The sequence below is a fragment of the Sorangium sp. So ce321 genome (assembly GCF_051530195.1).
Lineage (GTDB): Bacteria > Myxococcota_A > Polyangia > Polyangiales > Polyangiaceae > Sorangium.
Genome location: NZ_CP150329.1, coordinates 3,205,146 through 3,231,378 on the forward strand (window position 1 = coordinate 3,205,146; position 26,233 = coordinate 3,231,378).

General features: G+C 73.4%; 20 protein-coding genes and 1 pseudogene. 5 read left to right on the top strand and 16 right to left on the bottom strand.

Going from position 1 to position 26,233, the window contains the following annotated elements; translation table 11 throughout:
- Positions 1-140: 140 nt before the first annotated feature.
- From WME89_RS12430 to WME89_RS12445, 4 genes are all read right to left on the bottom strand, one after another.
- Positions 141-1,328, bottom strand: coding sequence for an acyl-CoA dehydrogenase family protein (locus WME89_RS12430; RefSeq protein ID WP_438009402.1), 1,188 nt, complete (start codon positions 1,326-1,328; stop codon positions 141-143).
- 62 nt (positions 1,329-1,390) lie between these two features.
- Positions 1,391-3,436 carry a L,D-transpeptidase family protein gene (locus WME89_RS12435; RefSeq protein ID WP_438009403.1) on the bottom strand — a complete coding sequence of 682 codons (2,046 nt, stop codon included), beginning with the start codon at positions 3,434-3,436 and terminating at the stop codon, positions 1,391-1,393.
- Between the two features lie 200 nt (positions 3,437-3,636).
- Positions 3,637-5,586, bottom strand: coding sequence for an SUMF1/EgtB/PvdO family nonheme iron enzyme (locus WME89_RS12440; protein WP_438009404.1), 1,950 nt, complete (start codon positions 5,584-5,586; stop codon positions 3,637-3,639).
- An 807-nt stretch (positions 5,587-6,393) separates the two neighbouring features.
- Positions 6,394-7,326 carry a formylglycine-generating enzyme family protein gene (locus WME89_RS12445; RefSeq protein WP_438011925.1) on the bottom strand — a complete coding sequence of 311 codons (933 nt, stop codon included), beginning with the start codon at positions 7,324-7,326 and terminating at the stop codon, positions 6,394-6,396.
- A gap of 115 nt (positions 7,327-7,441) precedes the next feature.
- Here WME89_RS12445 and WME89_RS12450 point away from each other — a divergent pair, with 115 nt between their 5' ends.
- Positions 7,442-7,669, top strand: a complete 228-nt coding sequence (locus tag WME89_RS12450) for a hypothetical protein (RefSeq protein ID WP_438012103.1) — start codon at positions 7,442-7,444, stop codon at positions 7,667-7,669.
- Positions 7,670-7,728: 59 nt separating this feature from the next.
- Here the strand turns inward: WME89_RS12450 and WME89_RS12455 are convergent.
- From WME89_RS12455 to WME89_RS12495, 9 genes and pseudogenes are all read right to left on the bottom strand, one after another.
- Positions 7,729-8,340, bottom strand: a pseudogene (locus tag WME89_RS12455) (DNRLRE domain-containing protein); the annotation flags it as partial.
- Positions 8,341-8,906: 566 nt separating this feature from the next.
- Positions 8,907-9,704 carry a creatininase family protein gene (locus tag WME89_RS12460; protein ID WP_438009405.1) on the bottom strand — a complete coding sequence of 266 codons (798 nt, stop codon included), beginning with the start codon at positions 9,702-9,704 and terminating at the stop codon, positions 8,907-8,909.
- Positions 9,705-9,715: 11 nt separating this feature from the next.
- A complete protein-coding gene (locus WME89_RS12465) occupies positions 9,716-11,413 on the bottom strand; it encodes a benzoate-CoA ligase family protein (protein ID WP_438009406.1) in 1,698 nt (565 codons plus the stop codon).
- A gap of 171 nt (positions 11,414-11,584) precedes the next feature.
- On the bottom strand, positions 11,585-13,084 hold the full coding sequence (locus tag WME89_RS12470; protein WP_438009407.1) for an NADH:flavin oxidoreductase: 1,500 nt from the start codon (positions 13,082-13,084) through the stop codon (positions 11,585-11,587).
- A gap of 2 nt (positions 13,085-13,086) precedes the next feature.
- A complete protein-coding gene (locus tag WME89_RS12475; protein WP_438009408.1) occupies positions 13,087-14,367 on the bottom strand; it encodes an acyl-CoA dehydrogenase family protein in 1,281 nt (426 codons plus the stop codon).
- The gene (locus WME89_RS12480; protein ID WP_438009409.1) at positions 14,364-15,248 is read right to left on the bottom strand and encodes an enoyl-CoA hydratase family protein; all 885 of its coding nucleotides are present in this window, start codon (positions 15,246-15,248) and stop codon (positions 14,364-14,366) included. The genes WME89_RS12475 and WME89_RS12480 overlap by 4 nt, the downstream gene beginning before the upstream one ends.
- A gap of 51 nt (positions 15,249-15,299) precedes the next feature.
- Positions 15,300-15,845 (bottom strand): MarR family winged helix-turn-helix transcriptional regulator, encoded by a 546-nt coding sequence (locus WME89_RS12485; protein WP_437625378.1) that lies wholly within the window; start codon positions 15,843-15,845, stop codon positions 15,300-15,302.
- Between the two features lie 32 nt (positions 15,846-15,877).
- Positions 15,878-16,354, bottom strand: coding sequence for a RidA family protein (locus WME89_RS12490; RefSeq protein WP_438009410.1), 477 nt, complete (start codon positions 16,352-16,354; stop codon positions 15,878-15,880).
- Positions 16,351-17,112 (bottom strand): SDR family NAD(P)-dependent oxidoreductase, encoded by a 762-nt coding sequence (locus tag WME89_RS12495; RefSeq protein ID WP_437625380.1) that lies wholly within the window; start codon positions 17,110-17,112, stop codon positions 16,351-16,353. Before WME89_RS12495 ends, WME89_RS12490 begins: the two co-directional genes overlap by 4 nt.
- Before the next feature lie 213 nt (positions 17,113-17,325).
- Between WME89_RS12495 and WME89_RS12500 the strand changes: the two genes are divergently transcribed.
- Together WME89_RS12500 and WME89_RS12505 are read left to right on the top strand one after the other, a co-directional pair.
- Positions 17,326-19,335, top strand: coding sequence for a hypothetical protein (locus tag WME89_RS12500; RefSeq protein WP_438009411.1), 2,010 nt, complete (start codon positions 17,326-17,328; stop codon positions 19,333-19,335).
- Positions 19,332-20,099: a hypothetical protein gene (locus tag WME89_RS12505; RefSeq protein WP_438009412.1), complete on the top strand. Its 768-nt coding sequence runs from the start codon at positions 19,332-19,334 to the stop codon at positions 20,097-20,099. Before WME89_RS12500 ends, WME89_RS12505 begins: the two co-directional genes overlap by 4 nt.
- Positions 20,100-20,388: 289 nt before the next feature.
- On the opposite strand, the gene WME89_RS12510 is transcribed toward WME89_RS12505, so the two are convergent.
- The 3 genes from WME89_RS12510 to WME89_RS12520 all read right to left on the bottom strand — a co-directional run bounded on the left by WME89_RS12510 (position 20,389) and on the right by WME89_RS12520 (position 23,279).
- Positions 20,389-21,033: a Uma2 family endonuclease gene (locus WME89_RS12510; RefSeq protein ID WP_438009413.1), complete on the bottom strand. Its 645-nt coding sequence runs from the start codon at positions 21,031-21,033 to the stop codon at positions 20,389-20,391.
- 268 nt (positions 21,034-21,301) lie between these two features.
- Positions 21,302-22,699, bottom strand: a complete 1,398-nt coding sequence (sthA, locus tag WME89_RS12515) for a Si-specific NAD(P)(+) transhydrogenase (RefSeq protein ID WP_438009414.1) — start codon at positions 22,697-22,699, stop codon at positions 21,302-21,304.
- A 52-nt stretch (positions 22,700-22,751) separates the two neighbouring features.
- Positions 22,752-23,279, bottom strand: coding sequence for a tetratricopeptide repeat protein (locus tag WME89_RS12520; protein WP_437625386.1), 528 nt, complete (start codon positions 23,277-23,279; stop codon positions 22,752-22,754).
- A gap of 62 nt (positions 23,280-23,341) precedes the next feature.
- Between WME89_RS12520 and WME89_RS12525 the strand changes: the two genes are divergently transcribed.
- Together WME89_RS12525 and WME89_RS12530 are read left to right on the top strand one after the other, a co-directional pair.
- Positions 23,342-25,369, top strand: coding sequence for a hypothetical protein (locus tag WME89_RS12525; protein ID WP_438009415.1), 2,028 nt, complete (start codon positions 23,342-23,344; stop codon positions 25,367-25,369).
- A gap of 90 nt (positions 25,370-25,459) precedes the next feature.
- Entirely contained in the window at positions 25,460-26,233 is a 774-nt protein-coding gene (locus tag WME89_RS12530) for an esterase/lipase family protein (RefSeq protein ID WP_438009416.1), read from the top strand.

Sequence of the window (26,233 nt, forward strand, 5' to 3'; positions counted from 1 at the left end):
GAACAAGGGACGTGTGGCGACCGTGTTCATCCGCCGGCGCGATGCGTCCGTGTCCGCGGCGCTCGGCGCATTCCTCGCGCTCGCGCGCGCGATCAACTCACGCGATCAGCACACGGACGCGCGCCCGGGGCGGCTCCCCCTCAGAACGCGTTGTGCCCCGTGAGCGCGTTCCCGAGGATCAGACAGTGCACCTCGTCGGTGCCCTCGTACGTGTACACGGTCTCCAGGTTCAGCATGTGCCGGATGACCGGGTAGTCGAGCAGGATCCCGTTCGCGCCGAGCACGCTGCGCGCGGTCCTCGCGGCCCGGAGCGCCGCGCCCACGTTGTTCCGCTTGCACAGCGAGACCTGCACCGGGCTGATGCCGCCCGCGTCCTTCAGCCGCGCGAAGTGCAGCGCCATGATCTGCCCCTTCGCGATCTCCGTCGCCATCTCCACGAGCTCGGCCTGGATGAGCTGCCGCGACGCGATCGGCTGGCCGAACTGGACGCGCTCGCGCGAATAGGAGAGCGCTGTCTCGTAGCAGGCCCGCGCGGCGCCCAGCACGCCCCACGAGATGCCGAAGCGCGCCTGCGTCAGGCAGCTCAGCGGGCCCTTCAGGCCGACGACGCCCGGCAGCACGTTCTCCTCCGGCACGCGCACCTCGTTCAGGACGATCTCGCCGGTCGGGCTCGCGCGCAGGCTCATCTTGCCGTGGATGAGCGGCGTCTCCAGGCCCTTCATCCCCCGCTCCACCACGAAGCCGCGGATCGACTCGGGCCCTCCGTCATCCACCTTGGCCCACACGACGCAGAGGTGCGCGAGCGGCGCGCTCGTGATCCACATCTTCGTGCCCGTGAGCACGTACGAGCTCCCGTCCTTCCGGGCGCGCGTCTTCATCGAGCTCGGATCCGAGCCGCTGTCTGGCTCCGTCAGCCCGAAGCAGCCGATCAGCTCGGCCGTGGCCATCCTCGGCAGCCAGCGCTCCTTCTGCGCCTCGGAGCCGTATTTCCAGATCGGGAACATCGCCAGCGAGCCCTGGACGCTGACGAAGCTGCGCAGGCCGCTGTCGCCGTACTCGAGCTCCTGCAGCGCGAGGCCGTAAGCGACCGAGTTCATCCCGGCGCAGCCATACCCTGTCAGCGAGCCCCCGAGCAGGCCGAGCGCGGCGATCTCCGGGATCAGGTCGGTCGCGAACTCCTCCCGGGCGAAGAGGTCCGCGGCGCGCGGCAGGTAGCGCTCGCGCACGAAGCGGCGGACGGAGTCGCGGACCATGCGCTCCTCGTCGGAGAGCAGCGGATCGATCGCCATGAGCTGATCGAGCGAGACGGGCTCCTGCGTGGCGGCCATGGCAGACCGTGTAGCGTGCCTTCGCACGGCACGGAAGGGGCAGCGCCAGCGAGCGACGCCGCTCAGGGGCGGATGGAGACGAGCGTGCCCTTCCGTAGCGAGAGCGCGCCGTGCCAGGCGGCCGGCACCTCGGGGGTCGTCCACTCGAACAGCCAGGCGGCGTCGAGCGGCGAGAGGTTCACGCATCCATGGCTGCGCGCCGTGCCGAAGTCGTCGTGCCAGTAGGCGGCGTGGAACGCGAACCCCTCGGTGAAGTACTGGACGAAAGGCACGTCGCGGAAGTCGAACGGATCCTCGTCCTCCTCGTCACCATCCATCGTGACCGTGACGTGCTTCGTGTGGATCCGGAACAGCCCCTGGACGGTCGAGCGCGTCGTCTTCGGGTCGCCGAGGCCGTCGGCGCCGGTCGAGACGAGGGTCACGTAGACAGGGCGGGAGCCCTCGTAGGCGACGAGGCTCTGCTGGTTGATGGAGACGTCGATCCACTTCCGCCCGCGCACCGCCCACGCGGGCGCGCCGGGGAGCGGATCGACGCGCACGACGTCGTCGGCGCGGACGAGCGAGCCGTCGCGCGCCTCGAGGTAGTCGACGCCGCCGACGCGCCTGGAGGCGCCGGACAGCGGGATCGCCTCGCGGAAGCCGAGCGGGGCGCGCGTGACGCCGCCGCGCTCGCCCGGGACGAGGCGCGCGGCGTGGCGGCGCTTCGCGAAGGCGACGGGGAGCCCGGCGTCCTCGGGGAGCTGGAGCCCCGAGAAAGCGCTCGGCCGGATGACGCGGGTGCGGTCGAGCGGCAGGACGGTGAGGTCGGTGGTCAGGCCGAAGCGGCGCCCGTCGTGGTCGAAGGTCGAGAGCAGCGCGAAGCCCGAGCGCGTGCGGGCGTGGCCGAGGACGAGCGCGTCGGGCGAGCGGCGATCGCCGGCGAGCCCCGGCGCCGGCCGGCCGTAGAGCAGGACCGAGGGCGTCGCGTCGGCGGGCGGCGGCGCGACGAAGTCGGGCGCGCGCGCGGCGGTCGCGGCGCGGCGCAGGTGCGCGCCGAGGTCGGGCTCGGCGCTGCGTTGCTCTTCGTCGCTCGGCAGCCGCGCGTAGAGCGGCGGGGTGGGGGAGCGCGACATCACGTACGTGTAGGGCAGCCCGTTGAGCCAGGCGGCGAGCTCCGCGTCCGGCGCGCCGGGGTGGGCCGCGGGGGTGGCGTCGAGGACGCCAGCGAGCGACCCGGGCGCTGCGCCTGCCGCCCCGGGGTGGGCCGCGGGGGTGGCGTCGAGGACGCCGGCGAGCGACCCGGGCGCTGCGCCTGCCGCGCCGGGGTGGGCTCCGAGGGGCGCGTCGGCGTCCGTGGGCGCCGTGAGCGCGGCCTCGCCGCGGAGATCCAGCGCGGCGAGCGCCGCGTGCGGGGCGCTGGGCGTGGCCTCACCGGGGAGCTGCGGCGGCGCGGGCGGCGCGGCCGCGGCGAATCGACGGAGGGGGCGGCGCGACGAGGCCTCGACCGCGAGGTCGTGGACGTTCAGCGTGGCGCTGGCGCCGATGCAGACGTAGCCGCTCGGCTCGATGCGGTACCAGCCCCCGGCGCACGACGCTCTGCCGGACGGCTCCGGCCGGCGCGCGACGACGGCGCCGGCGCGCAGGTAGCCGATGCGCCGGCTGGTCCAGCGCGGCTCGGCGAAGATCCATGTCTCCCTGGCGATGCTCGCGAGCTCGTCGACCTCCTCTGCCGGCGTCTGCGGGGTGGCCGGGGGCGGATCGAGCCGGGGCAGCTCGTCCGAGCCGTCGTCGACGAGCTGCGGCGGCAGCGCCGTCAAGGCGAGCGGGTCGACGCCCGGCGCGGCCAGGTCCGCGGCCGGATCCGTCAAGGCGCTCGCGGCCGGATCCGTCGCGGCGCTCGCGCCCGGCGTGGCCGCGTGCCCGGCCGGATCCGCGGCGGTCGCCGGATCTGCGAGCGCGGGGGCCGGGGCCGCGAGGGGGGGCACCGTGGCGCTGGTCGGCGCGGTGACCGCCGAGGCGGGGGCGGGGGCGGGGGACGTCGTGGCTGGCTCGGAGGCGGGGCGCGGGCAGCTCACGCTGAGCGCGGAGAGCGCAATCGTCGGCAGCAGGAGAAAGCCTCGCACGCGCATACGGAGCGCGCGTATCAGGCGGCGCTGCCGAGGGCCAAGTTCGGCGCGCCGTCGCGCGCGTCGGCAGGCTGACAGCGCCTGTGTTCGCTCCACCTTGCGCTTGCGTCGGCGCACGACCCTGACGCGGCCTGGCGCTCGCCGAGGCTGGCGGCGCCGGACGCGAGCCGAAGCGCTCGGTCCGGCGCTGTCCCGGCTTCAGCTCACAGGTCGCGCGCGCACATGGCGGTGACGTAGTAGCGCCGCGAGTTGTTCGCGTAGGCGACCTGGTAGTCGGTCGTCTGCTTGAACGCGGCGGCGAGGAAGCTGCCGCCGTGCATGAAGCGCGTGCTGGAGCCGTTGTCGAGCCGCGAGCAGTCGTTGCAGGGCGTCAGCAGCTGATAGATGTCGGCCCCGTCGCGGGTGGACTTGTAGGCGTTGCCGGCGAGATCCAGGTGACCCCACCGCCCGGCGCCACGGGGGAAGCTGCCGACGTCCGTGATGTCCGTTTGCGCGCACGGATACTGCCTGGAGTCCGTAGGGTAGTTTGTGATGCAGCTATTCTCGGGGGTTCCGTCGCCCGCCCGGGTTCCGTCGCCCTGGCAGCACCAGGACCCGTCCTGGAGCGTGATATCCGAGACGGTCGAGCCGCCCCACGGGTAGAGGCGTTGCTCGTTGCCGCCGGCAGAGGCGTAGTTCATCTCGGCCTGGGTGGGCAGGCGGCCGCCGTCCCAGGCGCAGAACGAGAACAGCTCGTACCACGTGGCGCAGACGATCGGTTTCTTCTCCTTGGCTCCCGGGGTGTCGCTCCAGGTCGGCCAGCCGTAGGGATCGCAGATGAGCGCGGTCCGGAGCGCGCTCGTATCGGCGGTGAGCTGCGAGTTCCACGACGGGTCCCAGCCGCTGTTGGGGATCCTGGGGTGAGCGCCCGCCCCGGCCGGCGGCGGGTTGGCCTGCGTCGGGCCGCCGGTCTGCTCGATGTACTGCCGGAAGCGCCCGACGGTGATCGTGTACTTGTCGAGGTGGAAGTCGCTGATGGTGGCCGGCAGGCTCGCGTTGTTGAGCCGGTTGAACGTGCCGCCGGGGACCGGGATGGTCGAGCAGCAGTCGTCGTTCCCGTGGACGCCGCAGTTGGCGCCTGCGCCCGGCGTGCTGCTGTGGCAGCTGATCGGCTCGCCAGGCACGCCGCCTCCTCCGCCGCCGGCGCCGCCCTCTCCGCCGGCGCCGCCCTCTCCGCCGGCGCCGCCCTCTCCGCCAGAGGTCGACGTCGTGGTGGTCGTGGAGCTGGTGCTGGAGGCCGTGGTGGAGCTGGTGCTGGAGGCCGTGGTGGAGCTGGTGCTGGAGGCCGTGGTGGAGCTGGTGCTGGAGGCCGTGGTGGAGCTGGTGCTGGAGGCCGTGGTGGAGCTGGTGCTGGAGGCCGTGGTGGAGCTGGTGCTGGAGGCCGTGGTGGAGCTGGTGCTGGAGGCCGTGGTGGAGCTGGTGCTGGAGCTGCTCGTCGTGCTGGTCGAGCCGCTCCCCGTGGCGCTGTCATAGCAAACATCGAGATACGGCCGCTTATCCAGCGAGCTCTCGCTCGTCCTGACGTGGGTACGATTCGCGGTCTGCTCGAAGAGCACCCCGTTGTTCGGCACGGCGCCTCTCACCCAGCTCTGCACGATCCCCGTGAGGCTGAGCGTGTGGTAGCCGTAGACGTACCCCGAGCTCGCCGTGACGGTCCCCAGGACCTCGGGATCCCAGGCCGCCGAGTGCGAGTCCCACGTGACCTTGCTCTCGTCCCACGCCCTCGTGACCCGGTGCGCGCGCATCACTTCGGGGACCGCGGCGCCCATGTGAAGAGAGAGGTCCGCGGAGACGATGATGGCGTCGCGGGGGATCGACGAGAGATCGAACGCGATCAGCGCGTGCATGTGCGCCCCATTGCTCTCGCCGGCGTACATGTCGCCTCCGGTGAGCGTGGCGTCGGCATAGCTGTCATGGATGAGCGCATCCCTGACCACGCCCGTGTCCCCGGTGCGCTTGAGCGTCACGCAGACCGTCGCCGCCTGCTCCGCCTCGCTGATGAGCTCGCCGCCAGCGTCCGGCGCGTCGACGCACCCCGCGAGCGCCGCGCCGGAGGCGGCGAGCGAGGCGAGGAGCAGATGCCGGGACCCTCTCACGAACGTTCGATTCCTCATGATGCTCTCCGGGCCGCGTCGTCGGGCGAGCTCCGCCCGCGAGGCCGCTCATGATGCCGTCGCGCCGGAGCGCCAGCGTGCGCGCCGCAAAAAGCCACATCTGCCTGTGCGCCGTGAAGCATCCTCTTCATCAGGTCAGCCGTCGGATCGCTCTGCCGTCAGAGCCGCGCGACCGCGCGCGAGCAAAACGATACCAGCTTACGGCTCTGATCGGAACGCGTCCATCAACGAATGGATATGCGCTGTCGAAGACCTGTTGATGCTGTTTGTGGTGCCGGTGCAAAAATTTGATACCGTTGCGCGGGCCCGTCGGCATCGTCGTCATTGTCGAGCATTGTCGAGCATTGTCGAGCGCCGCGGAGGCCTGTTTGGCGATGTTGCCCACGTTTCCGCGTCCGCGTCCAGCGGTCACGTGGAGCGCGCGGATCGGTGGTGCATTTTGTCACTCAGTCCAATCATGGATGGAGCCATGAATGGCGCCCGAGCAGAGGTGCGCGCTTTTGCCTACATGATTGTCCGCACGCCTGGCTCCGCGCTCCGCGCTCCGCATCGCCGGAGCTCCAGCACAACCTGCCGGCGCACCGACGGCGTCCGCCCCGAGCTCGTCTCGAGCGGCAGCGGAATCGAGCGCGGGCCGCTCTCTCATGGCGGCGCCCGGAGCAGCGCCTCGCGGCGGGCAGCGTCCTCGGCGCGGTGCTCAGGAACGACGGCATCTCGGGTTGACCATGATGCAGCCCGGTGATGGCCGGCTGGCGGCGCCGGACGCGAGCTGAAGAGCTCGGTCCAGCGCGCTTTCCCCGCTTCAGCTCACAGGTCGCGCGCGCACATGGCGGTGACGTAGTAGCGGCGATCGTCGCCCCGGTAGGAGGCCTGGAAGTCCGTCGTCTGCTTGTACCCGGCGGCCAGGAAGCTGCCGCCGTGCATGAAGCGCGCGTTGGAGTTGTTGTCGAGCCGCGAGCAGTTGTTGCAGGGCACCAGCAGCTGATAGATATCCGAGCCGTCGCGGGTGGCCTTGTACGCGTTGCCGGCCAGGTCCATGTGGCCCCAGCGCCCGGCGCCGTTCGGGAATTTGCCGACGTCGGTGAGGTCCGACGGGCTGCACGGGTAGAGCGAGGGATAAGACGTCTTGCAGGCGCCCGCGACGGTGCCGTCGCCCTGGCAGCACCACGAGGCGTCGTCGAGCTCGATGTCCTCGACGTTCGCGCCGCCCCAGGGGTAGATGCGCTGCTCGTTGCCGCCGGCAGACACGTAGTTGATCTCCGCCTGGGTGGGCAGCCGGCCGCCGTCCCACGCGCAGAACGCGAACAGCTCGTACCACGTCGCGCAGACGATCGGCTTCTTCTCCTCGACTCCCGGGGCGTTGCTCCACGACGGCCAGTCCCACTGCTCGCAGATGAGCGCTGTCTTGAGCCCGCTCGTGTTGGCCGAGAGCTTCGAGTTCCACGACGGGTCCCAGCCGCTGTTCGGGATCTTCGGGTGGGCGCCCGCGCCGGCGGGCGGCGGGTTGGCCTGCGTCGGGCCGCCGGTCCGCTCGATGTACTGCCGGAAGCGCCCCACGGTGACCATGTACTTGTCGAGATAGAAGTCGCTGACCGTGGCCGGCAGGCTCGGAAGGTTGAGCCGGTTGAACGTGCCGCCTGGCACCGGGAGGGTCGAGCAGCAGTCGTCGTTGCCCTCGACGCCACAGTTGGCGCCCGCGCCCGGCGTGCTGCTGCTGCAGCTTATCGGCAGGCCAGGCACGCCGCCTCCACCTCCGCCGCCCGCGCCGCCGACCCCACCCGCGCCGCCGGTACCGCCGGCGCCGCCGGCCCCACCCGCGCCGCCGGCGCCGCCGGAGCCCGAGCTGGAAGCCGAGGTGCTGGAAGCCGAGGTGCTGGAAGCCGAGGTGCTGGAAGCCGAGGTGCTGGAAGCCGAGGTGCTGGAAGCCGAGGTGCTGGAAGCCGAGGTGCTGGAAGCCGAGGTGCTGGAAGCCGAGGTGCTGGAAGCCGAGGTGCTGGAAGCCGAGGTGCTGGAAGCCGAGGTGCTGGAAGCCGAGGTGCTGGAGGACGTGGAGCTCGACCCGGAGCCCGTCGCGCTGTCATAGCAGACCGTGAGTGTCGGCTTCCGCTTCTCCCACTGGGTGTCTGCGTTCTCGCTGGTTCGGATGTCGGTGCGATTCGCGGTCTGCTCGAAGAGGACTCCGTTGTTGGCGACGGTGCCATTCACCCAGCTCTGCACGAGCGCCGTGATGCTGGTCGACGGGCGGCTGGAGGCGTATCCCGCCTTCGTCGTGACGGTCCCCAGGACCTCGGGGTCCCATGCACTCCCGTGCGTGGTCCACGTGGCGGTGGTCTCCTCCCAGGGCAATGTGACCCGGTGTACACGGATCGCCTCGGCCGTCGCGGCGCTGAGGTTCACGGAGAGGCTCGCCGAGACGATGACGGCGTCAGAGGGAATGGACGAGAGGTTGAACCCGAGCAGCCCGTACATGCGCTTCGGGCTGTCCCCGGAGGTCACGCCAACAACCATGTTGCCCGCGTTGTAGTCCGAGTACGCGGGGTATGCCTCATGGATGCCCACGTCCTTGACCACGCCGCCGGTCGTCCCGGGTCGCTCGAAGGTCACGCAGGTCGTCACCGCCTGCCGCGCCTCCAAGAGCGGCTCGTCCCCCGCGTCGTCCGCGCCGACGCACCCGGCGAGCGCCGCGCCGGAAGCGGCGACGAGGGAAGCCAGGAGAAGATGCCGAGACCCGCCAATGACCGTGCGATTCCTCATGATACTCTCCGATCCGCGTCGCCAGGCGAGCTCCGCCCGCGAGGCCACATGTGATGCCCCTGTGCAGGAGCGCAAAAGCGCGCTCCTGCCAAACCCATCATCCACCTGCGCGCCGCCTCACCTATCAGCAGGTCAGCGGTCGGATCGTCTTGGCTTCGATCGGCACGCGAGGAAAACGATACCGTTTTACGTCTTCAAACGGAACGCGTCAATCGCGAACCGAAAATTGTTGTGAAAAGTCTCGTGATGCTGAGTTGTGAGTCAGCGCAAACTGACCAGTATCGCGCGCTTCGCTGGCGGTTGTCTAGCCCCTGCGCGCTCGTCTTGCGCTGTTTGCGCTGTTTGCGCGGTTTGCGGTGTCGCGCTCTCGCGGCGTGGCGCGCTGGCGGATATTTACCGACTGGCTGCGTGTGAGCGGGGGTGACGGAGCAGACTCGCTTGCTTCCGCCTACCTGACTGCCTGTCCGACCACTCCGCCGACTGAGCTTCTCAGCCTGGCCCGGCCCGATCTGCCTGCGCAGCCTTCTCGGCCTGCGCAGCTTTCCTGGCCTGCTCGGTCAGCTGGATTACCTGCCAGTGCCCTGTCCAGAAGGGGAGTCCGGTACGGTCGCTCGGGAGAGACCCTCTTCGACCTCCGTGACGATCATCGTCGCGAGGAGATCGAGCAGCGCGCGGCCCTCGTCCTCGGAGGCCTCGCGCGGAGCGCCGGTGTAGGCGGCGTCCATGCCGAGGGCGCGGAAGCTCTTCGCCCCCGCCCGGATGCCCTCCGACAGGCTCACGCCGAGGTCCGGCAGGCCGAGGGCGATGTCCTTCCGGACGAGCGCGGAGGCCGCGGCGAGGACGAGGGAGGTCTCGTAGCGGCCCGCGTGGCAAGCGCCGCTCCGGAACTCGTCGGAGAGGGTCCGCGCCCAGCGGCGCGCGAGCGGGCAGGCCACGGAGGCGCGGCCCGGGGGCAGGTCCAAGGTGGCGGCGCGCACCGCGCGGTCGTGCTCCGGCTCGAGGTGGTTGTTGATGAAGCAGACGTGCGACAGGCCCGCCGACAGGTACGCCTCCGCGACGGCGCGCAGGAAGGCGGTGAGCGCGGGCGCCGGGATCGAGATCGCGCCCGCGAAGCCCGCGGCGAAGTCGGTCACGCCATAGCCGACGGGCGGCGCGAGGAGCGCGGCCACGCCTCGCTCCCACAGCCGCCGGCCGGCGAGCTCGGCCGCGGCCTCGCCGATGAGCGTGTCCGTGCCGAGCGGCAGGTGCGGGCCGTGCGGCTCAACCGACCCGACCGGCACGAGCGCGACGCACGGCGCGCCGGCCGACAGGAGCGCGGCGAGCTCTGCCGTCGTGAGCTCGGCGAGGCGGGGCGCGGCCGGCACGTCCTCGCCCTCTACAGCCCCGCCGGGTTCTCGCCGGCGGCCTCGCGCTGGCGGAGAACCTTGCGGTCGGCCTTGCCGCGGTCGTTCCTGGGGACGTCGTCGAGGAAGACGACCCACCGCGGGTACTTGTGCTTGCTCAGCCGGTCCTTCACGAACGCCTTGAGCTCCCCGGCGAGCGCGGCCCGCCCCTCCTCCGTGGCGATGCGGCCGCGCGCGTCGTCGCGCACGACGACGAACGCCTTCGGCTTCACGAGGCCTTCTTCCTCGGCGCCGATCACCGCGGCGAGGCTGACCGCCGGGTGCTCGCTCAGGCACTCCTCGACCTCGACCGGCGCGACCCAGACGCCGCCCACCTTGAGGAGCTCGTCGGCGCGCCCGCTGAACCAGAGGTAGCCCTCGCCATCCATACGGAACAGATCCCCGGTGCGGCACCAGTGGCCGTGGAAGGTGCCCCAGCTCTTCTCGCGATCCTGGAAGTAGCCGAGCGCGACGGAGTCGCCCTTCACCCACATCACGCCGGTCTCGCCGGGCGCGAGCTCGGGCGCGCCAGGTCCGGCCGCGTCCGAGGCGAGGATCTTGATCGTGTACCCCTCCACGACGCGTCCGAGCGACCCGGGGCGCACGTCGCCGGGGCGGTTCGTGCAGTAGATGTGGAACATCTCGGCGGAGCCGATGCCGTCGTAGATGTCCGCGTGGAACCGCGCGCGGAAGCGCTCGAGGAGCGCCGGCGGGAGCGCCTCGCCCGCGGAGAGGTGGAAGCGGACGCTGGAGAGGTCGAGGCGCGGCTCGCCGCGCGCGGCGCGGGCGTCGTCGTGGTCGAGCAGCTTGCTCATCATGGTCGGCACGTTCGTGACCACGGTGGGGCGGTAAAGCTCGATGTACTGCGCGAGCGACTCCGGCGTCGGCCGCTCGACGAAGAGGCCGGCCGTCGCGCCGACGGCGAAGGGGAACATCAGGTTCGTGCCCGTGGCGTAGCCGAAGAAGAGGCGCGGCACCGAGACGGTGATGTCGTCCTTTCGGTAGCCCACGGTCCGCTTGGCGTACCACTCGGTGTTGAAGGCGAAGTCGCGGTGCGTATGGATTGCCGCCTTGCTCCTGCCGGTCGAGCCCGACGTGAACAGCCAGATGGCGACGTCGTCGCGCCGCGTGGGGCGGGGGCCTTGCAGGGCGGTCTTCGGGACGAGCGCGGCGCGCCCCTGCGCGAGGGCGTCGCGCAGCGAGATCCCCCGCATCGGATCGAGGGCCGGCGAGACAGCGAGCTCGGCCTCGAGGTCGCCGCCGGTCGGGACCTCCGGCACGAGCACGAGCGTCCGGAGGTCCGCGGCGGCGAGCGCGTCCGTGATCGACTCGGCCACGCGCGGGATCGTGACGACCGCCGCGGCGCGCGTGTACTCGACCAGGTACGCGAGGTCGGCGGCGGGCGCCTCGGGGTTGCCCATCGCCACGACGGCGCCGTGGTTCAGCGCTGCGAAGAAGGCCCACACGAAAGCGGGCGAGTCGTGCAGGAGGATGAGCACCCGCTGCTCGGGCGCGACGTCCTCGACGGCGAGATGCGCGCGGAGCCTGCGGACCTTCTCGGCGACGTCGGCGTAGGTGTGCCGCTGATCGCCGAAGAGGAGGGCGACCTTGTCGCCGAGCCCCTCGCGCAGCCGGTCGAAAAGGTAGTAGTTGGCGAGGTTGAACTCGTCAGGGAATGTCGGTGCGTCCATCGTCACGGCTCCTCTCGCTCACTCGCCCCCAGCCTCCGTCCCTCATCCCTCGTCTCCCCTCAGTCCTCCGTCCCTCGCCAGCCGTCCTCCGTCTGCCGTCCTTCGTGCGCGTGCGCGTGCGCGTGCGCGAGTCCCTTCTCGTCTCGTCTCGCCGTCCTCGCCATCCCCGCGCTAAGCGCGCTCGCCCACCCCTCGCCCCCAGCGCGGCGCCGTGAGCCGCCGCTTCCCTCCGTCCGTCGTCGCGACGCCCGGCTCGTCGAGCCCCTCGCGATCCCAGAGCTGGCACGTCACCGGCCGATGGCGCTGGTCGAGCGCCTCGCAGTAGTTCGAGTAGATGCACCGGCGTACCTCGCCGCCCCGCCCGAGGCGCACCTTCAGGAACCAGTCCGGATCGGCCAGCGTCTGCCGCGCGGCCCCGATGAGGTCCGCCTCGCCGCGCGCGAGGATCGCCTCAGCCTGGGCGAACGTGCAGATCCCGCCCGCGACGACGACCGGCGTCTCCAGGCCGGCCTCGCGCACGGCGCGCCGGATCTGCGCCTGCTTCGGGATCTGCCGGCCGAACGGCCCGACCGCGTCCGAGAGCGCGGTCGGCATGCACTCGTACCCGCTCGGGCCGGTGTAGGGGTACGCCGCCTCGCCGACCTTCGGCTGCTTCGCGTCCTCGAACTTGCCGCCGGTCGAGAGCGACAGGAAGTCCATGCCGGCGCGCGCGAAGGCGAGCGCGAAGAAGGCCGCGTCGTCGACCCGGTTGCCCCCCGCGATGACGTCGTCGCAGAGGAAGCGGCAGCCCACCGTGAAGCGGGCCGACACCGCCGCGCGCACGGCCGCGTAGACCTCGAGCGGGAGGCGCGCCCGGCGCTCGCGGTCGCCGCCGTAGCCGTCCGCCCGGGTGTTCAGCGCCGAGAGGAACGAGGCCATGGTGTAGGCGTGCGCGTAGTGGAGCTCGACCCCGTCGAAGCCCGCCTCGCGCGCCCTCGCCGCGGCGTCGGCGAACAGGCCGGGCAGCGCGCGCGGCAGGTCGCGGATGTGGGGGAGCGCGACGTCGGTGACCCGCTCCCGCTCGCCGAAGCGCAGCGCCTCGAGCTCGCGCGGCGCGAGCACGGCCGCGAGCCGGTCGTCGTCGAGCGCGAGCAGCCGCTCGCGCACCTCGAGCTCCGGCGCGCGCGCGTCCAAGAGCCCCGGCTCGCCGAGCGCCTCGGCGAGCGCGGCCCGGTGCGCGCCGGTGATCTCCAGGAACTGCCGGAGGAACCTGTCCCTCGGCGGGCGCCTGCGGATGCGCAGGAAGTCGATGAGCTGGAGGAACACGCGCGTCCGGCCGCCGCTCCGGGCGCGGACCGTCCGGACGAGCTCCTTCAGCCCCCGGATGAACCGATCGTGGCCGGCGCGGAGCAGCGGCCCGCTCGGCACGTCGCGGATGCCCGTCGCCTCGACGACGAGGGCGCCGGGCTGGCCGTCGGCGAAGCGGCCGTACCAGTCGAGCACTTCCTGCGTGACGAGCCCGTCCTCCGTCGCCCGCCACGGCACCATCGCCGGCACCCACGAGCGCTCGGCGAGCTCGAGGCCCGAGGCGAGGCGGAGCGGCGAGAAGAGGCGCGCGCGCGCCGCCTCGGCCGCGGTCGGGGGCTCGTCGCGCGGCAGCGCGTGGCGGAGCCTCTCCGGCGGCTTCCACATCGCTACGGCGCCCTGCCGGGAGGGGGCTCGTCCGCCGGTCGCTCCGCGGCCGCGCGCTCGAGGATCCCCTTCGCGATGATGAGCTTCTGGATCTCCGTCGTCCCCTCGTAGATGCGCAGCGGCCGGATCTCGCGGTAGAGCCGCTCCACCTCGGTCCCCTCGATGACGCCCATGCCCCCGTGCAGCTGGACGGCGCGGTCGATGATCCGCTGCGCCGCCTCGGTGGCGAACATCTTCGCCATGGCCGCCTCGGTCGACACGCGCGCCGCCGCGCCGCCCGCGTCCTCCGGCGCCGTGTCGCGCTTGTGGGCCGCGCGGGCGACGAGGAGGCGCGCCGCGTCGAGCTCGGTCGCCATCTCGGCGAGGTAGGCGCGCACCATCTGCTGCTCGGACAGCGGCGCGCCGAACTGCCTGCGGCGCGTGACGTGCGCGATCGCCTCGCGCAGCGCGCGCGCCGCCATCCCGTTCGCCGCCGCGCCGACCGAGATCCGGAAGGCGTCGAGCGTCTGCATCGCGAGCTTGAAGCCGCCGCCCACCTCGCCGAGGCGCGCGCTGTCCGGCACGCGGCAGCCCTCGAAGCGGAGCCGGCCGATCGGGTGCGGGACCGACATCGGCAGCGGCTCGGCGGAGACGCCGGGCGCGCCGCTGTCGACGAGGAACGCGGTGATCGCGGCGCGGCCGGCGCCGCGCCCGCCGGCGCCGCCGCCGTGCTGCGGAGCGGCCGAGCCCGTGCGCGCGAAGACCACGAGGTGATGCGCGAGCGGCACGTTCGAGATCAGCACCTTCTCGCCGTCGAGGACCCACCCGTCCCCCTCGCGGCGGGCCTCCGTCCGCAGCGAGGCGACGTCGCTGCCCGCCTCGGGCTCGGTCAGCGCGAAGGCCCCGATCCGCCGCCCCGAGAGCACGTCGGGCAGGATCTCGCGGCGCTGGGCGTCGCTGCCGGCCAGCACGACCGGGTACGAGCCGAGCCCCTGCACCGCGAAGATCGCGTCGGCGAGCGGCGAGACCTGGCCGAGCGCCTCGCGGACGAGGACGAGCGACCGCACGTCGATGGCGGCCCTGTCCGCGGCGCGGCCGGCGCCCGCGGGCGCGCCGCCGAGCGCCTCGGGGACGAGGTGCGCGTAGAGCCCGAGCGGCTCGCCCATGCGGCGCGCCACGTCGGCGGCGTCGCGTGCCCCGGCGAGCGGCGCGAGCGCCTCGGGGGTCAGCCGCGCCGCGAGCGCCGCGTGGCGCTCCTCGAAGAAGACCGGGAGATCGGCCGAGGAGAGCGCGAGCTTCGTCATGAGCGGGGCGTCGCCTGGCCGGTGGACCTCGGGGTGGGGGCCGCGTCCGAGTCGGCGGCGGCAGGCGCCGCGGCGTCGCCCGGGTCGGCGCCCTCGAAGCGCGGCGGGCGCTTCGCCTTGTTCGCCTCGTACGCCTCGCGGAAGTCGGGGTGCGCCATGCAGAGGGCCTGCGCCTGCGCCTCGGCCTCGATCGCGGCGGCGAGGGGCATCGTGCGCTCGCTCTCCAGCATCTGCTTCGTGATCGCGTGCGCGAACGCCGGCCCGCGCGCGAGGCGCTCGGCCCAGTCGCGCGCCGCCTGCAGCGCCTCGCCGTCGGGGACGACGCGGTTCACGAGGCCGATGCGGAGCGCCTCGTCGGCGCCGATGAGGTCGCCGAGGAAGAGCAGCTCGGCGGCGCGGCCGTGGCCGACGATGCGCGGCAGGAGGTACGAGGCGCCCATGTCGGCGCCGGAGAGGCCGACCTTCGGGAAGATGAACCCGAAGCGGGCGCTCGCCGCGGCGATGCGCAGGTCGCAGGCGGCGGCGATCACCGCGCCGGCGCCGACGGCGACCCCGTTGACCGCGGCGACGACCGGGCGCCGGAGCTCGCAGATGCTCTGGATCAGCGCGCCCGTGACGCGGGTGAACTCGAGCAGCCCCCGCGCGTCGCGCGCGAAGAGCTCGGCGATGATCCCCTCGACGTCGCCGCCCGAGCAGAAGCCGCGCCCCTGTCCGGTGAGCACGACCGCGCGCGCGGCCGAGCGCTCGAGCGAGCGGAAGGTGGCGGTGAGCTCGCCGTAGACCTCGAAGGTGAGGGAGTTCAGCCGCTCGGGGCGGCTCAGCGTGATCTCCGCGACGCCGCGGCTTACCTCGAGCTGGAAGGAGCGGGGGGTGAGGGTCATGGGGCCTCTCCTGGTTGGTTCGATGCGCTTCGGGGGGCGTGTCTCGCGCGGTCAGGGCTTCGTCCGCGTGCGCCGCGGCGGGCTGCGCGCGCCGCGCTCGGCGTGCGCGCGGGCGGCGCTGCCGGGGCGGGACGGGGCCGGCATGTCCGGCTCGCGGAGCGTGGTGCGCAGCTTGTCGAGCAGCCGCGTCAGGGTGGAGATCTCGGCCGGGCTCAGCCCGGAGAACACCCGGGCGACCCGCGCCGCGTGGCGCCGCTCGGCGTCGCGGAACGCGCGCTGCCCCTTCGGGGTCAGGTGCACCCGCCACGCGCGGCGGTCGCTCGGATCGGCCCGCCGCTCGACCATGCCGTCGCGCGCCGCGCGGTCGACGAGCCCGGTGAGGTTGCCCGCCGTGACGAGCATGCTGCGGGAGAGCGACGCGAGCGTCTGCCCGTCGCTGCGCACGAGGTTGGCCAGGAGGTCGAAGCGCGGGAGGGTCATCTCGTGCTCCAGGTCCTCGCGGATCGCGGCGAGCGCGCGCTTGTGGACCGCCAGGATGCGCACCCAGGCGCGGACGGCCGCCTGGTCGCCGCGCGCGCTCTCGGGCGGGGGGACCACGGCGAGCGGCCGCCTCGCCGGCGCCCCGCGCCTCACAGGCCGCCCTCGTCCCGGTCGGGCGCGCCGGGCGCGTGGATGTCGTGGCGCGCCGCGCCCTCACCGGGCTCGTCGACCGCCGCGACGGCCTCGATCTCGACGAGCGCGCGCGGCTCGACGAGCCCCGCCACGCCGACGAGGGCCATCGCCGGGAAGTGCTTGCCGAACCGCGCGCGCCACGCGGCGCCGATGGCGCGGCGCGCGCTCCGGTACGCGTCGAGGTCGGTCACGTAGACGGTCATCCGCGCGACGTCGCCCGGCCCGCCGCCGGCGGCCGCGACGACCGCGAGCACGTTGTCGAGCGCCTGCGCGAACTGCTCGGCCATGTCGTCGCTCCGGAACTGCCCCGACGCCGCGTCCCACCCGATCTGCCCCGCGACGTGCAGCGTCCTGCCGCGCGTCACGACGCCGTTCGCGTAGCCTCGCGGCGCCGGCCACCCGGCGGGCTGGACGATCGCGAGGCCGCCCTTCACCGCATCACCTGCCCCCCGTCGACCGGGATCGCCTGGCCGTGGATGCCGCGCGCCTCGTCGCTGCAGAGCATCGACACGACGAGCGCGACCTCCTCGGGCTCGACCATCCGGCCCTGGGGCGACATCGCCTCGAGCGACCGCCGCGCCGCGTCCTCGCCGCGGCCGGTCTTCGCGGCGATGCGCGCGACCGCCTCGTCGGTCATCCGCGTGTTCACCCACCCGGGGCAGACGCAGTTGATGGTCACCGGCGTCCGGGCGATCTCCAGCGCGATCGTGCGGGTCATCCCGACCATGGCGTGCTTCGACGCGCAGTACGCGGTCGAGTAGGCGAACCCCACGAGCCCCGCGGTGGAGGCGACGTTGACGACGCGCCCGAACCCGCGCGCGATCATCCCCGGGATGAGGGCGCGGCACAGCGCGAAGGCGCCGGTCACGTTGACCGCGAACATGCGGTCCCAGAGCGCGTCGGTGGTCCGGTCGAACGGCGCGCTCTCGGCCGCTCCCGCGTTGTTGATGAGCACGTCGACGGGCCCGACCTGGGCCTCGAGCGCGGCGAGCGCCGCCCGCGCGCCCTCGCGGTCGCCCACGTCGAGCTGGACGGCGACGCCGCCGACGGCCGCCGCGACCTCATCGATCTCGGCCTGCGTGCGGCCCGCGACGGCGACGCGCGCGCCCTCGCGCGCGAGCCGCTCGGCGATCGCGCGGCCGATGCCGCGACCTCCGCCCGTGACGAGCGCGAGTCTGCCTTCCAGGGACATGCGGAGCACCTAAATCATATATATATGAAGCACAGGCCGAAGTCACCCCGGACGCGGCCCGCTGTGGCGTCCGCTTGGTGATGGCGGGCGCGCAGCGGGCGCGCTCGGCCGTCCCGCGCGGAGCGGAGCGCAGCGCCGCGCCGCGCCTGTCCGGCCGCTCGAGCGCGCGCGCTCCCGGTCGATCTCGACGAGCGCGTGCGCCACCATTTCGCCATGCGTCCCTCCTTCGCCGCGGCGGTGATCGCGGCACCGTCGCTCGTCGCCGCGCTCGGCTGCGCCGACGCGGGCCCGAGCGTCTCGTCCATCTGGGTCTCGCCTGCGCAGGGCGAGCTCCGCGGAGAGCGGTTCTTCGACGCGCCGTGGCCGAGCGACCTGCGCCGCGAGGGCGGCGCGGTGCGGCTCGACGGCTACCACAACCCGCGTCGGATCCGGATCCTCGACGAGTACGTCCGCGAGATGGACTCGGTCCTCGACGGCTTCTCCCCCGCGGCGGCGGGGTTCCTGCGCTTCGCCGGGCCGATCGACGTCTCCTCGCTCCCGTCGACGCCCGCCTTCGCCATGAGCCCCCTCGGCGCGGTGCAGCTCATCGACGTCGATCCGGGCTCGCCGGCGCGCGGTGAGCGGCGCCCGATCTCGGTCTACTTCCGGCGCGAGGCGGGCGTCTACTGGCCGTCCAATACCCTCGCCTTCATGCCCGTGATGGGCTTCCCGCTGCGGCCGCGGACGCGGTACGCGCTCGTCGTCACGGACGCCCTGCGCGGCGAGGGCGGCGGCCCGGTGGAGGCGAGCCCGGAGCTCCGCCAGGCGCTCGGGATCGACCCGGCCACCGCCGGGGTGGCGGCCGCCCGGGAGGCGCTCGCGCCGGCGGTGGACGAGCTCGAGGCCGCGGGCGTCGACAGGACGCGCGTCGTTCACCTCGCGGTCTTCACCACCTCCGACCCCACCGAGGAGCTCTTCGCGCTGCGCGATCACCTGCTCGCGAACGTCCCGCCGCCGCAGGCGCGGCCCGCGCTCTGGCGGCTCGTGAACCACCAGCGGACGTGGGACGAGTACGCGGGCGTCTACGGGCCCTCGCCGAGCTACCAGGTGGGCCGGGCCCCGTACGCGAGCCACGACGACGGCGGCGGCTTCCGGATCAAGGACGGCGAGCCGGTGGTCTCCGGCTACTTCGACCTGCGCTTCTCGATCACGGTCCCGGCCGCGAGCCGCTGCCCCATGCCGCAGGCCGGCTACCCGATCGTGCTGTACGCCCACGGCACGGGCGGCGATTACCGGTCCTACGTCCGCAGCCACACCGGCCTGGAGCTCGCGCGGCGGTGCCTCGCGGTCATGGGCGTCGACCAGATCTTCCACGGCGCGCGCCCGGAGGCGCCGCAGCAGCCAGGGCAGGCCGGACTCCTCTTCTACAACGTGCAGAACGTGGCCGCGGCGCGCACGAACGCGCGCCAGTCCGCGCTCGACGAGGTGCAGCGGGCGCGCCTCTTCACCGAGTCGCGCATGGCGGTGCCCGCCGGCGTGTCCAGCGCGGGGGAGGAGATCCGGTTCGACGCGTCGAAGATCCTCTTCTTCGGGCACTCGCAGGGCGGGCTGAACGGCCCGCTCTACCTCGCGGCGGACGACTCGGCGCGAGGCGGGGTGCTCTCCGGGGCGTCGGCCGTCATGTCGGTCACCCTGCTCGAGAAGACGAACCCGCCGCCGAGCATCGCGGGGCTCGTCAAGTCGGTCTTCCTCGGGCTCCGGGGAGAGGAGGAGGGCGAGGTGAACGAGTTCCACCCGGCGATCTCGCTCGCGCAGTCGATCGTCGACGTTGTCGATCCGATCCACTACGCTGCGCGGCTGTTCGTCGCGCCCCGCGACGGCTTCGCGCCGAAGAGCATCTACATGACCGAGGGCATCAATCCGGACGGCACCGGCGACACCTACGCGCCGCCGCGCGGCATCGAGATGCACGCGCTCGCGATGGGCCTGCCGCTGCAATCGCCCCCGCAGCGCCCGATCCGCGAGTACGGCTTCGGCGGCCCTCGGCCGGTCGAGGTGCCGCCCGGCGGGCTCGCCGGCAACCTCGCCGGCGGCCGCGCCTCGGGGGTGCTCGCGCAGTGGCCCGTCGCCAGACAGAGCGACGGTCACTTCGTTGTCTTCGACGTGCCCGCGGCGGCGGCCCAGGCCCACGGCTTCCTCGAGAACCTCGCGGCCGCGCCTCACGGCCGGGTGCCGGCGCCGTGAGCGCGGGCGGCGATCTCGCGTCGCGCGTCGCCGCGCTGCTCGCGCACGCCGGCGTGGAGGCGCGGCCCGCCTCGACGGGCGCGGAAGCGGGCGCGTGGCCTGCCGGGCTCGCCGAGCCGCCGGACGTCGCGGCGCTCTACGCGGCGGCGGACGGCCTCGCGCTCCCGGACGGCACGCTGCTCCTGCCGCGCGGCGACGTCGCGCGGGCGACGGCGTGGCTCGCGGAGGAGCGCTCGCTCGACTGGGCGCCCGACCTCCTGATCCTCGGCGAGCGGGAAGATCTCGTGATCGTGCTCGACCTCGACGTCGAGGGCGCGCGCGCCGGGGGCGGCGTGCTGGAGGTGCCGACCGACGGGCTCGCCTCGTTCCAGCGCGTCGCCCGCTCGGTGGTCGGCTACCTGGAGCGGCGCCTCGGCGTCGCGGGGGCCGAGCCCGCGTCGCCGGAGGTGCTCGCGCGCGAGGCGGCGGCGCGCCGCGACGCCCCGGCGCTCGCCGAGGCGCTCGCGGAGGTGATGTACCCGGGCGCGGAGCGGCAGACCGCGCACGCGGCGCTCACGCTCGGCGCGCTCCTGTCGGCGCGCGGTGACGAGGCGGCGATGGACGCCTTCGCGCGCTCGGTCGAGGCGCGCGTCGCGGCCGCGCCGCGGGGGGCGGCCGGGCCGGAGCGCCTGGCGGCGTGGCGCGCGTGCGAGATCGCGGCGCGGGAGGTCGGGGCGGAGGCGCTCGCGGCGGCGTGCGCGGCGCGGGCGCGGGGCGGGGGATAGGCGAGTCAGGTCCGGAGACCGCCGGCGAGGGTCTCGATATGACGAGGCGAGGGGTGGAACCATCTCGAGACCGTCGGTTCCGGCCTAGAGACCCCTTTGGCGGCTCCCCGGACCCCCGATCTCGGTCCCGAGACCGCCTTTGGCGGCTCCCCGGACCCCCGATCTCGGTCCCGAGACCGCCTTTGGCGGCTCCCCGGACCCCCGATCTCGGTCCCGAGACCGCCCTCGGCGACGCTCGAGAGCCGCGAGCCTGCTCTGGCGACGGCTCTTCGACGTTCAGCGGACCGAGCTACCTGGCGCCCCGCTCCCGGAGCCTCGCTCGCCACGCGCGCACCACCGTCGTCTGGTCCCCCGCGCGCTGCGCGAACTGCATCAGCTCCGCTACATCGAGGCCCGGCAGGAACCGGCTTCGCTCCGCCTCGGCGTAGCCATCCGGGCCGAGCAGGTGGACGGAGAGCTTACCCTTCTTCAGAAACCAGACCTCGGGCACGCCGAGCCCGGCGTAGACGGAGAGCTTGTCGATCGTCCCGCTCTTCTCGATGACCTCGATCGCGAGCTCCGGGATTCCCCCGTCCTCCACGGTCCCGAGCACGAAACATTCGTCCGGCTCCACGCCCCGATTCGCGAATCGCCTGCGGACGGTCATGCTGCCGTATCCGCTGAGCGGCAGATCCGCCTCCTCGGCGTAGGTCTCGACGAGGCGGGCCAGGATCTTCTTCCGCCCTTCGTGCGGTCCGCCCGGGCTCATCAGCTCCAGCACTCCCTCGCAGTAGGTCACCCGCACGCCCGGACGATCGCCGAGGACCGCCAGGAGGGCCTCGTACTCCTCCCACGAGACGTCATGCACGACGAAGAGCTGGTCTTCCGAGCCCTCTGGCGCGACCGCGCCGGCGCGGTCGGCTGGGGGGATGATGAGCGGTGCAGCGGCGGCCATGACAGCGTGCTCCTCGGACAGAGTATCACCGCCGCACGGGGCGCTCGCAACCGCCGACCCGAGCGCTCGCGGACCCGAGCGCTCGCGCGGGTCTGCCCGCGCTGGACGTCCCTGGCGAGCGCCGAGCGGCGAGCGCCGGTAGGGCTGGTCCCGGGGCGCTCGGGAGCTCGTGGTTGCTCGACGGCTGCGTGTCCTCGACGGGGAGCCAGCCTGCCGACGCCGAGCGACGTGCTGATCGCCCACGCGGATCGAGGCGGCGCCCTCCCCGTCAGAACACGCGCCCGAGCCCGTCGAGCGCCGCGACCCGGTAGGCCTCGGCCATGGTGGGGTAATTGAACGTCGTGTTCACGAAGTAGCGAATCGTGTTGTTCGGCGCCGGCTGCGACATGATCGCCTGCCCGATGTGGATGATCTCCGCCGCGTTCTCGCCGAAGCAGTGGATGCCGAGCAGCGCGAGCGTCTCGCGGTGGAAGATCAGCTTCAGCATCCCGACCTGCTGGCCCGTGATCTGCGCGCGGGCCAGCGTCTTGAACGTCGACTTCCCCACCTCGTAAGGCACCTTCTCCGCCGTGAGATCCCGCTCGCTCTTGCCCAGCGACGAGATCTCCGGCGTCGTGTAGATGCCCGTGGGGATGTCCCGGACCAGCTTGTAGTCGGCCTCGCCGCAGATGTGGCTGGCCGCGAACCGGCCCTGGTCGTAGCTCGCGCTGGCGAGCGCCGGGAAGCCGACGACGTCGCCGACCGCGTAGATGTGCGGCTGGCTCGTCTGGAAGCTCTCGTTCACCTCGAGCTGGCCGCGCTTGTTCGCCGTGATGCCGACGCTCTCCAGGCCGAGGTCGGTCGTGTTGCCGCTCCTGCCGTTCGCCCAGAGGAAGACCTCGCTCCGGAGCTTCTTCCCGCTCTTCAGCGAGACCACGACGCCCTCCTTCGTGGCCTCGACCTTCTCGTACTCCTCGCCGTTCAGGACGCGGATCCCGGTGCTGCAGAAGTGATACCCGAGCGCGTCGGTGATCTCGTCGTCGAGGAACTCCAGCAGCTTGGCGCGCGTGTTCACGAGGTTCACCGCGACCTGCATGTTGCGCAGCATCGACGCGTACTCGCTGCCGATGACGCCCGCGCCGTAGATCGTGATGCTCCGGGGGGTGTGATCCATCCGCAGCAGCGTGTCGCTGTCGAAGATGCGCGGGTGGTTGAAGTCCACGTCGTCGGGCCGGTACGGGCGAGAGCCGGTCGCGATGACGAAGGTGTCGGCCGTGAAGCGCCGGTGCTGCGTCCCGTCGGTCTCCACCTCGATCGTGTGCGGGTCGACGAACCTGGCCTGCCCCGGGATGAGCCGGACGTTGTTGTGGTCGTAGAAGCCCTCGCGCAGGTCGACCTGCTCGTCGATGACGTGGTTCGCTGTCGCGAGGAGCTCGCCGAACGGGTACTCCGGCACCACATCCATCCGCTTGTAGATGGGGCTCTGATTGATCAGGTTCATGTGGTAGATGGCGCGGCGGAGCGCCTTGCTCGGGATCGTGCCCCAGTGGGTGCAGCCCCCGCCCACCCGCGTGTAGCGCTCGATCGCCGCGACCGATTTGCCGTTCTTCGCGGCCGTCATGGCGGCGCCTTCGCCGCCCGGCCCCGTTCCGATGATGATGAGATCGAAGTGCGGGGTGGTCGCCATCGCGTGTCTCTCCTCCGGGGAACGCCGCGCGCGTCGCGCGCGCCGGCAGAGGCTACTCGAACTGGAGCGGCTCGTCGTCGTCGCCGACGCCGAGCATCTCGAGGACCTGGCGCACCTCCATGGCGGCCTCGACCTCCGGGCCCGCGTCGAGGAAGCCCTGCAGGTGCTTCCGCGCGAGCGCGCGGTTCCCGCGGGCCGCGTACGCGAGCCCCATCGCGTGCATCGCCTCGCCGTCCTTCGGGAAGCGGCGGAGCGCCTCCTTCGCCTGCGCGATCGCCCCCTCGACGTCGCCGACCCGCCGCAGCGCGTGCGACAGGGCCACGCGCGCGCCGAGGAAGCTCGGCGCGAGCCGCACGGCGGCGCGGTAGGCGTCGCGCGCCGGCTCGAGCTGGCCGAGCTCGTAGAGCGCGTGGCCGAGCAGGTTGTATGCGTACGGGTTCGACGGCGAGGCCTTGATCACGTCGCGCAGCGCCACGAGCGCCGCCTGGAACTGCTCCTCTTGCAGGAGCTCGGCCGCCTCCTCGACGGCCTCCCAGTGGGCGGCGTCGATCGATTCGTCCACCACAGCTCTGAGCACCATGGCCCGCAGTCTAACCAGAATCGGCGCGCCGTCCCGGCCCCCTTCGTGGTACCGCCCGGGCCGTGAGGCGCCCGCCGCGGACCCGGCTGCTCTTGTGGCACGCGAGCGCCGCGCTCCCGGTCCTCGGCTCGGCCGCGGCGTTCTACGGCCCCGCGCTGGCCAGGACGGGCGGCGCGTGGCCCGCGCCGCTCGACGACGTCTACATCCACTTCGGGTTCGCCCGCGCCGCGGCCCTGGGCCACCCGTTCTCGTGGATCCCCGGCAACGGCTACTCGTCGGGCGGGACCAGCCTGACGTACCCCCTCGTCCTCGCGCCCGGGTACCTGCTCGGCTTCCGCGGCGCCTGGCTCGGCCTCTTCGCCGCGCTCGTCGCGTGCGCCGCGCTCCTCGACCTCTGCCGCTCGCTCCGGTGGCTCCTCGAGCCGCGCGGGCCCGGCGCCGCCTCCGCCCGCTGGGTCGGCTGGCTCGCGCCGCTCTTCGTCGTGGCGGTGCCGCTGCTCGACTGGAGCTGGTTCTCCGGCATGGAGGTCGCCCTGTTCGGCGCCGTGCTGGGCCGGGCGCTCGTCGCGGTGCGGCGCGCCGAGCTCGCCCCGCCGCCGCGGCGCCCGGCCGAGCAGCTCCGCGCGGGGCTGCTCGCCGCGCTGCTCGTGGCGACGCGGCCCGAGGCGATCGCGCTCGCGGCGCCGCTCGCGGTCGCCGTGGCCCACGCGGCGGGCTCGCTCGGCGCGGCGGCGTCCCTCGCGCGCGCGTCGCTGCCCACCGCGCTGCTCCTCGGCGCGCAGGCCGCCGCCAACCGCGCGTTCACGGGCGAGTGGGGCGCCGCGGGGGCGGTGCGCAAGCTCATCCTCTCGAACCCGTATCCCGCGCCGCTCGAGAAGGCGGTCGAGGTGATCAAGAACCTCGCCGCGCTGCGGGTGCAGGCGCTGGAGGGCGCGCTCGGCGGCCCGTCCTGCGCGCTCCTCCTGCCGCTGCTCGGCCTCGTCGCGGCGCTCGACCGGCGCTCGCGGCGCCTCGCCGTGCCGCTGCTCATCGGCGCCTACGGGTCGCTGCTGCTCGTCGCGCTCAACGCGACGGCGCGCTACCAGAACCTCCGCTACGCCGCGCCGACGCTCGCGATGCTGCTCGTCGCCGCGGCCCTCGGGACCGAGGCGCTCGCGCGGCGCGGGCGGCTCGCGGCGGGCGTGGCCGCGGCGCTGGCGCTCGCGGCGCTCGCCGCGCCCTCGCCGTGGTTCGCGCGGCAGATCGACCATTTCGCCCGCTCGTCGGCGAACATCGCCGGGCAGCACGTCGAGGTAGCGCGGCGGCTGGCCGCGCGCGCGCCGCGGCCGCGGCGGGTGTTGCTCGGCGACGCCGGCGCGATCCCGTACCTGTCGGGGATCCCGGCCATCGACGGGCTCGGGCTCGGCGGCTACCGGGGCATGCCGTTCGCGCGGGCCTCGGTGCACGGGGTGCCTGCCGTGGTCGAGCTCATCGAGCGGCTCGACGCCGCCGAGCGGCCCGACGTCTTCGCCCTGTACCCTTCCTGGTGGGGCGGGCTCGCGGACGTCTTCGGCAGGCGCGTCGACGCGGTGAAGATCGAGGACAACGTGATGTGCGCCGCGGACGAGAAGGTGATCTACGAGGCGGACTGGTCGGCGCTCGCCCCGCCGGGGGAGCGCCGCGCCGGCGCCGTCGACGAGGTGGACATCGCGGACCTGATCGACGAGCGGGCGCACGGCTACGGGTTCCCGTCGCCGCGCGGCGGCTGGGTCGTCGGCGCCGTGCTGCGGGACGGCGCCGACGGCGCGCCGCGGTTCGACGCGGGCAGGCTCATCCCCGAGGGGCGCGAGCAGTCGTTCTCGATCGGCGCGGCCGCCGGCGGTCCTGCCGTGCTCGCGCTGCGCACCGACGGGGGCGGCCCGATCGCGCTCGGCGTGGCGGTCGGTCGCGGCGAAGGCGGCGAGGCGCGCGTCGAGGTGCCCGAGCGCCCGGCGGACCGTTGGTCGGAGATCCGCGTGCCGCTGCGCGATGCAGCGCCGGGCGATCTCGTCCGGATCCGGTCGATCCAGGGGACCTTCCGCAGCTTCCATGTGTGGCTGCTGCGGCCGTGACCGACGTTCCGCGTCCTCGGCCGCCCGCGACACAGCGCGTCGGGAGGCCACGAGGACGTCGCGCGACGGATCCATGGTAAGAGCCACCACGTGGTGAAGTGGCTCCGTGCGGCGGCCTTCGCGGCGACCGGCAGGGAAGTGGCGTCGTTTGCGAGGCAGGCGGTCCTCTTGCCGTACGACACGCTCGCGCCGGTGATCCCGGCCGGGACGCGCGCCGGTGACGACGTGGTGATCATCCTGCACGGCCTCTTCGCGTCCGCCGGTGTCCTCCGGCCGTTGCGGACGGCGATCGAGCGCCATGCGGCCACGTCGCGCGCGCCGCGGGCGCCTGGCCGGCCGGGCGCGGTGCGCGCCGAGGCTTCGGCGGGGTCGGTCCACACCGCGACGATGTCGTACGCGCCTGGGCCCGGTGTCGAGGCGCTGTCGGAGCGCCTGGCGGCCATCGTCTCGGCGTTGCCGGACGGGGCGCGCCTGCACCTCGTCGGCCACAGCATGGGCGGCATCGTGTGCCGCTTCTTTGCGCAGGAGGTCGGCGACCCTCGGATCGTGCAGACCATCTCGATGGCGAGCCCGTTCGGCGGCATCCCTCGCGCCGGGCTGCTCGGCTTCGGCGGCGCGCGCGACCTCGACGTGTCGAGCCCGATCCTCCGGCGCGTCCTCCTCGGGACGGCGCGGTCGAGCATCCCGCACCTGTCGATCGTCGCGGGCGCCGACACGCTGGTTCGTTCGCCGATCGCGCACGCGTTGCCGGGCGGCGAGGTGCGGGTGATGGAGGCGCGGGGGCACAACACGCTCCTCTTCGACCCCGAGGTGGCGACCCTCGTGGCGCGGCGGATCGTCGAGCGGCGGGGCGGCGCGCGCTGA

Bases quoted from the DNA above. Each gene is read 5' to 3' on its own strand.
- WME89_RS12510 (WP_438009413.1), bottom strand. From the start codon at position 21,033: ATGGCCGCCGCTGCACCGCTCATCATCCCCCCAGCCGACCGCGCCGGC.
- WME89_RS12500 (WP_438009411.1), top strand. From the start codon at position 17,326: ATGCGTCCCTCCTTCGCCGCGGCGGTGATCGCGGCACCGTCGCTCGTC.
- WME89_RS12435 (WP_438009403.1), bottom strand. From the start codon at position 3,436: ATGCGCGTGCGAGGCTTTCTCCTGCTGCCGACGATTGCGCTCTCCGCG.
- WME89_RS12470 (WP_438009407.1), bottom strand. From the start codon at position 13,084: ATGTGGAAGCCGCCGGAGAGGCTCCGCCACGCGCTGCCGCGCGACGAG.
- WME89_RS12440 (WP_438009404.1), bottom strand. From the start codon at position 5,586: ATGAGGAATCGAACGTTCGTGAGAGGGTCCCGGCATCTGCTCCTCGCC.
- sthA (WP_438009414.1), bottom strand. From the start codon at position 22,699: ATGGCGACCACCCCGCACTTCGATCTCATCATCATCGGAACGGGGCCG.
- WME89_RS12520 (WP_437625386.1), bottom strand. From the start codon at position 23,279: ATGGTGCTCAGAGCTGTGGTGGACGAATCGATCGACGCCGCCCACTGG.
- WME89_RS12465 (WP_438009406.1), bottom strand. From the start codon at position 11,413: ATGGACGCACCGACATTCCCTGACGAGTTCAACCTCGCCAACTACTAC.
- WME89_RS12480 (WP_438009409.1), bottom strand. From the start codon at position 15,248: ATGACCCTCACCCCCCGCTCCTTCCAGCTCGAGGTAAGCCGCGGCGTC.
- WME89_RS12475 (WP_438009408.1), bottom strand. From the start codon at position 14,367: ATGACGAAGCTCGCGCTCTCCTCGGCCGATCTCCCGGTCTTCTTCGAG.
- WME89_RS12430 (WP_438009402.1), bottom strand. From the start codon at position 1,328: ATGGCCGCCACGCAGGAGCCCGTCTCGCTCGATCAGCTCATGGCGATC.
- WME89_RS12495 (WP_437625380.1), bottom strand. From the start codon at position 17,112: ATGTCCCTGGAAGGCAGACTCGCGCTCGTCACGGGCGGAGGTCGCGGC.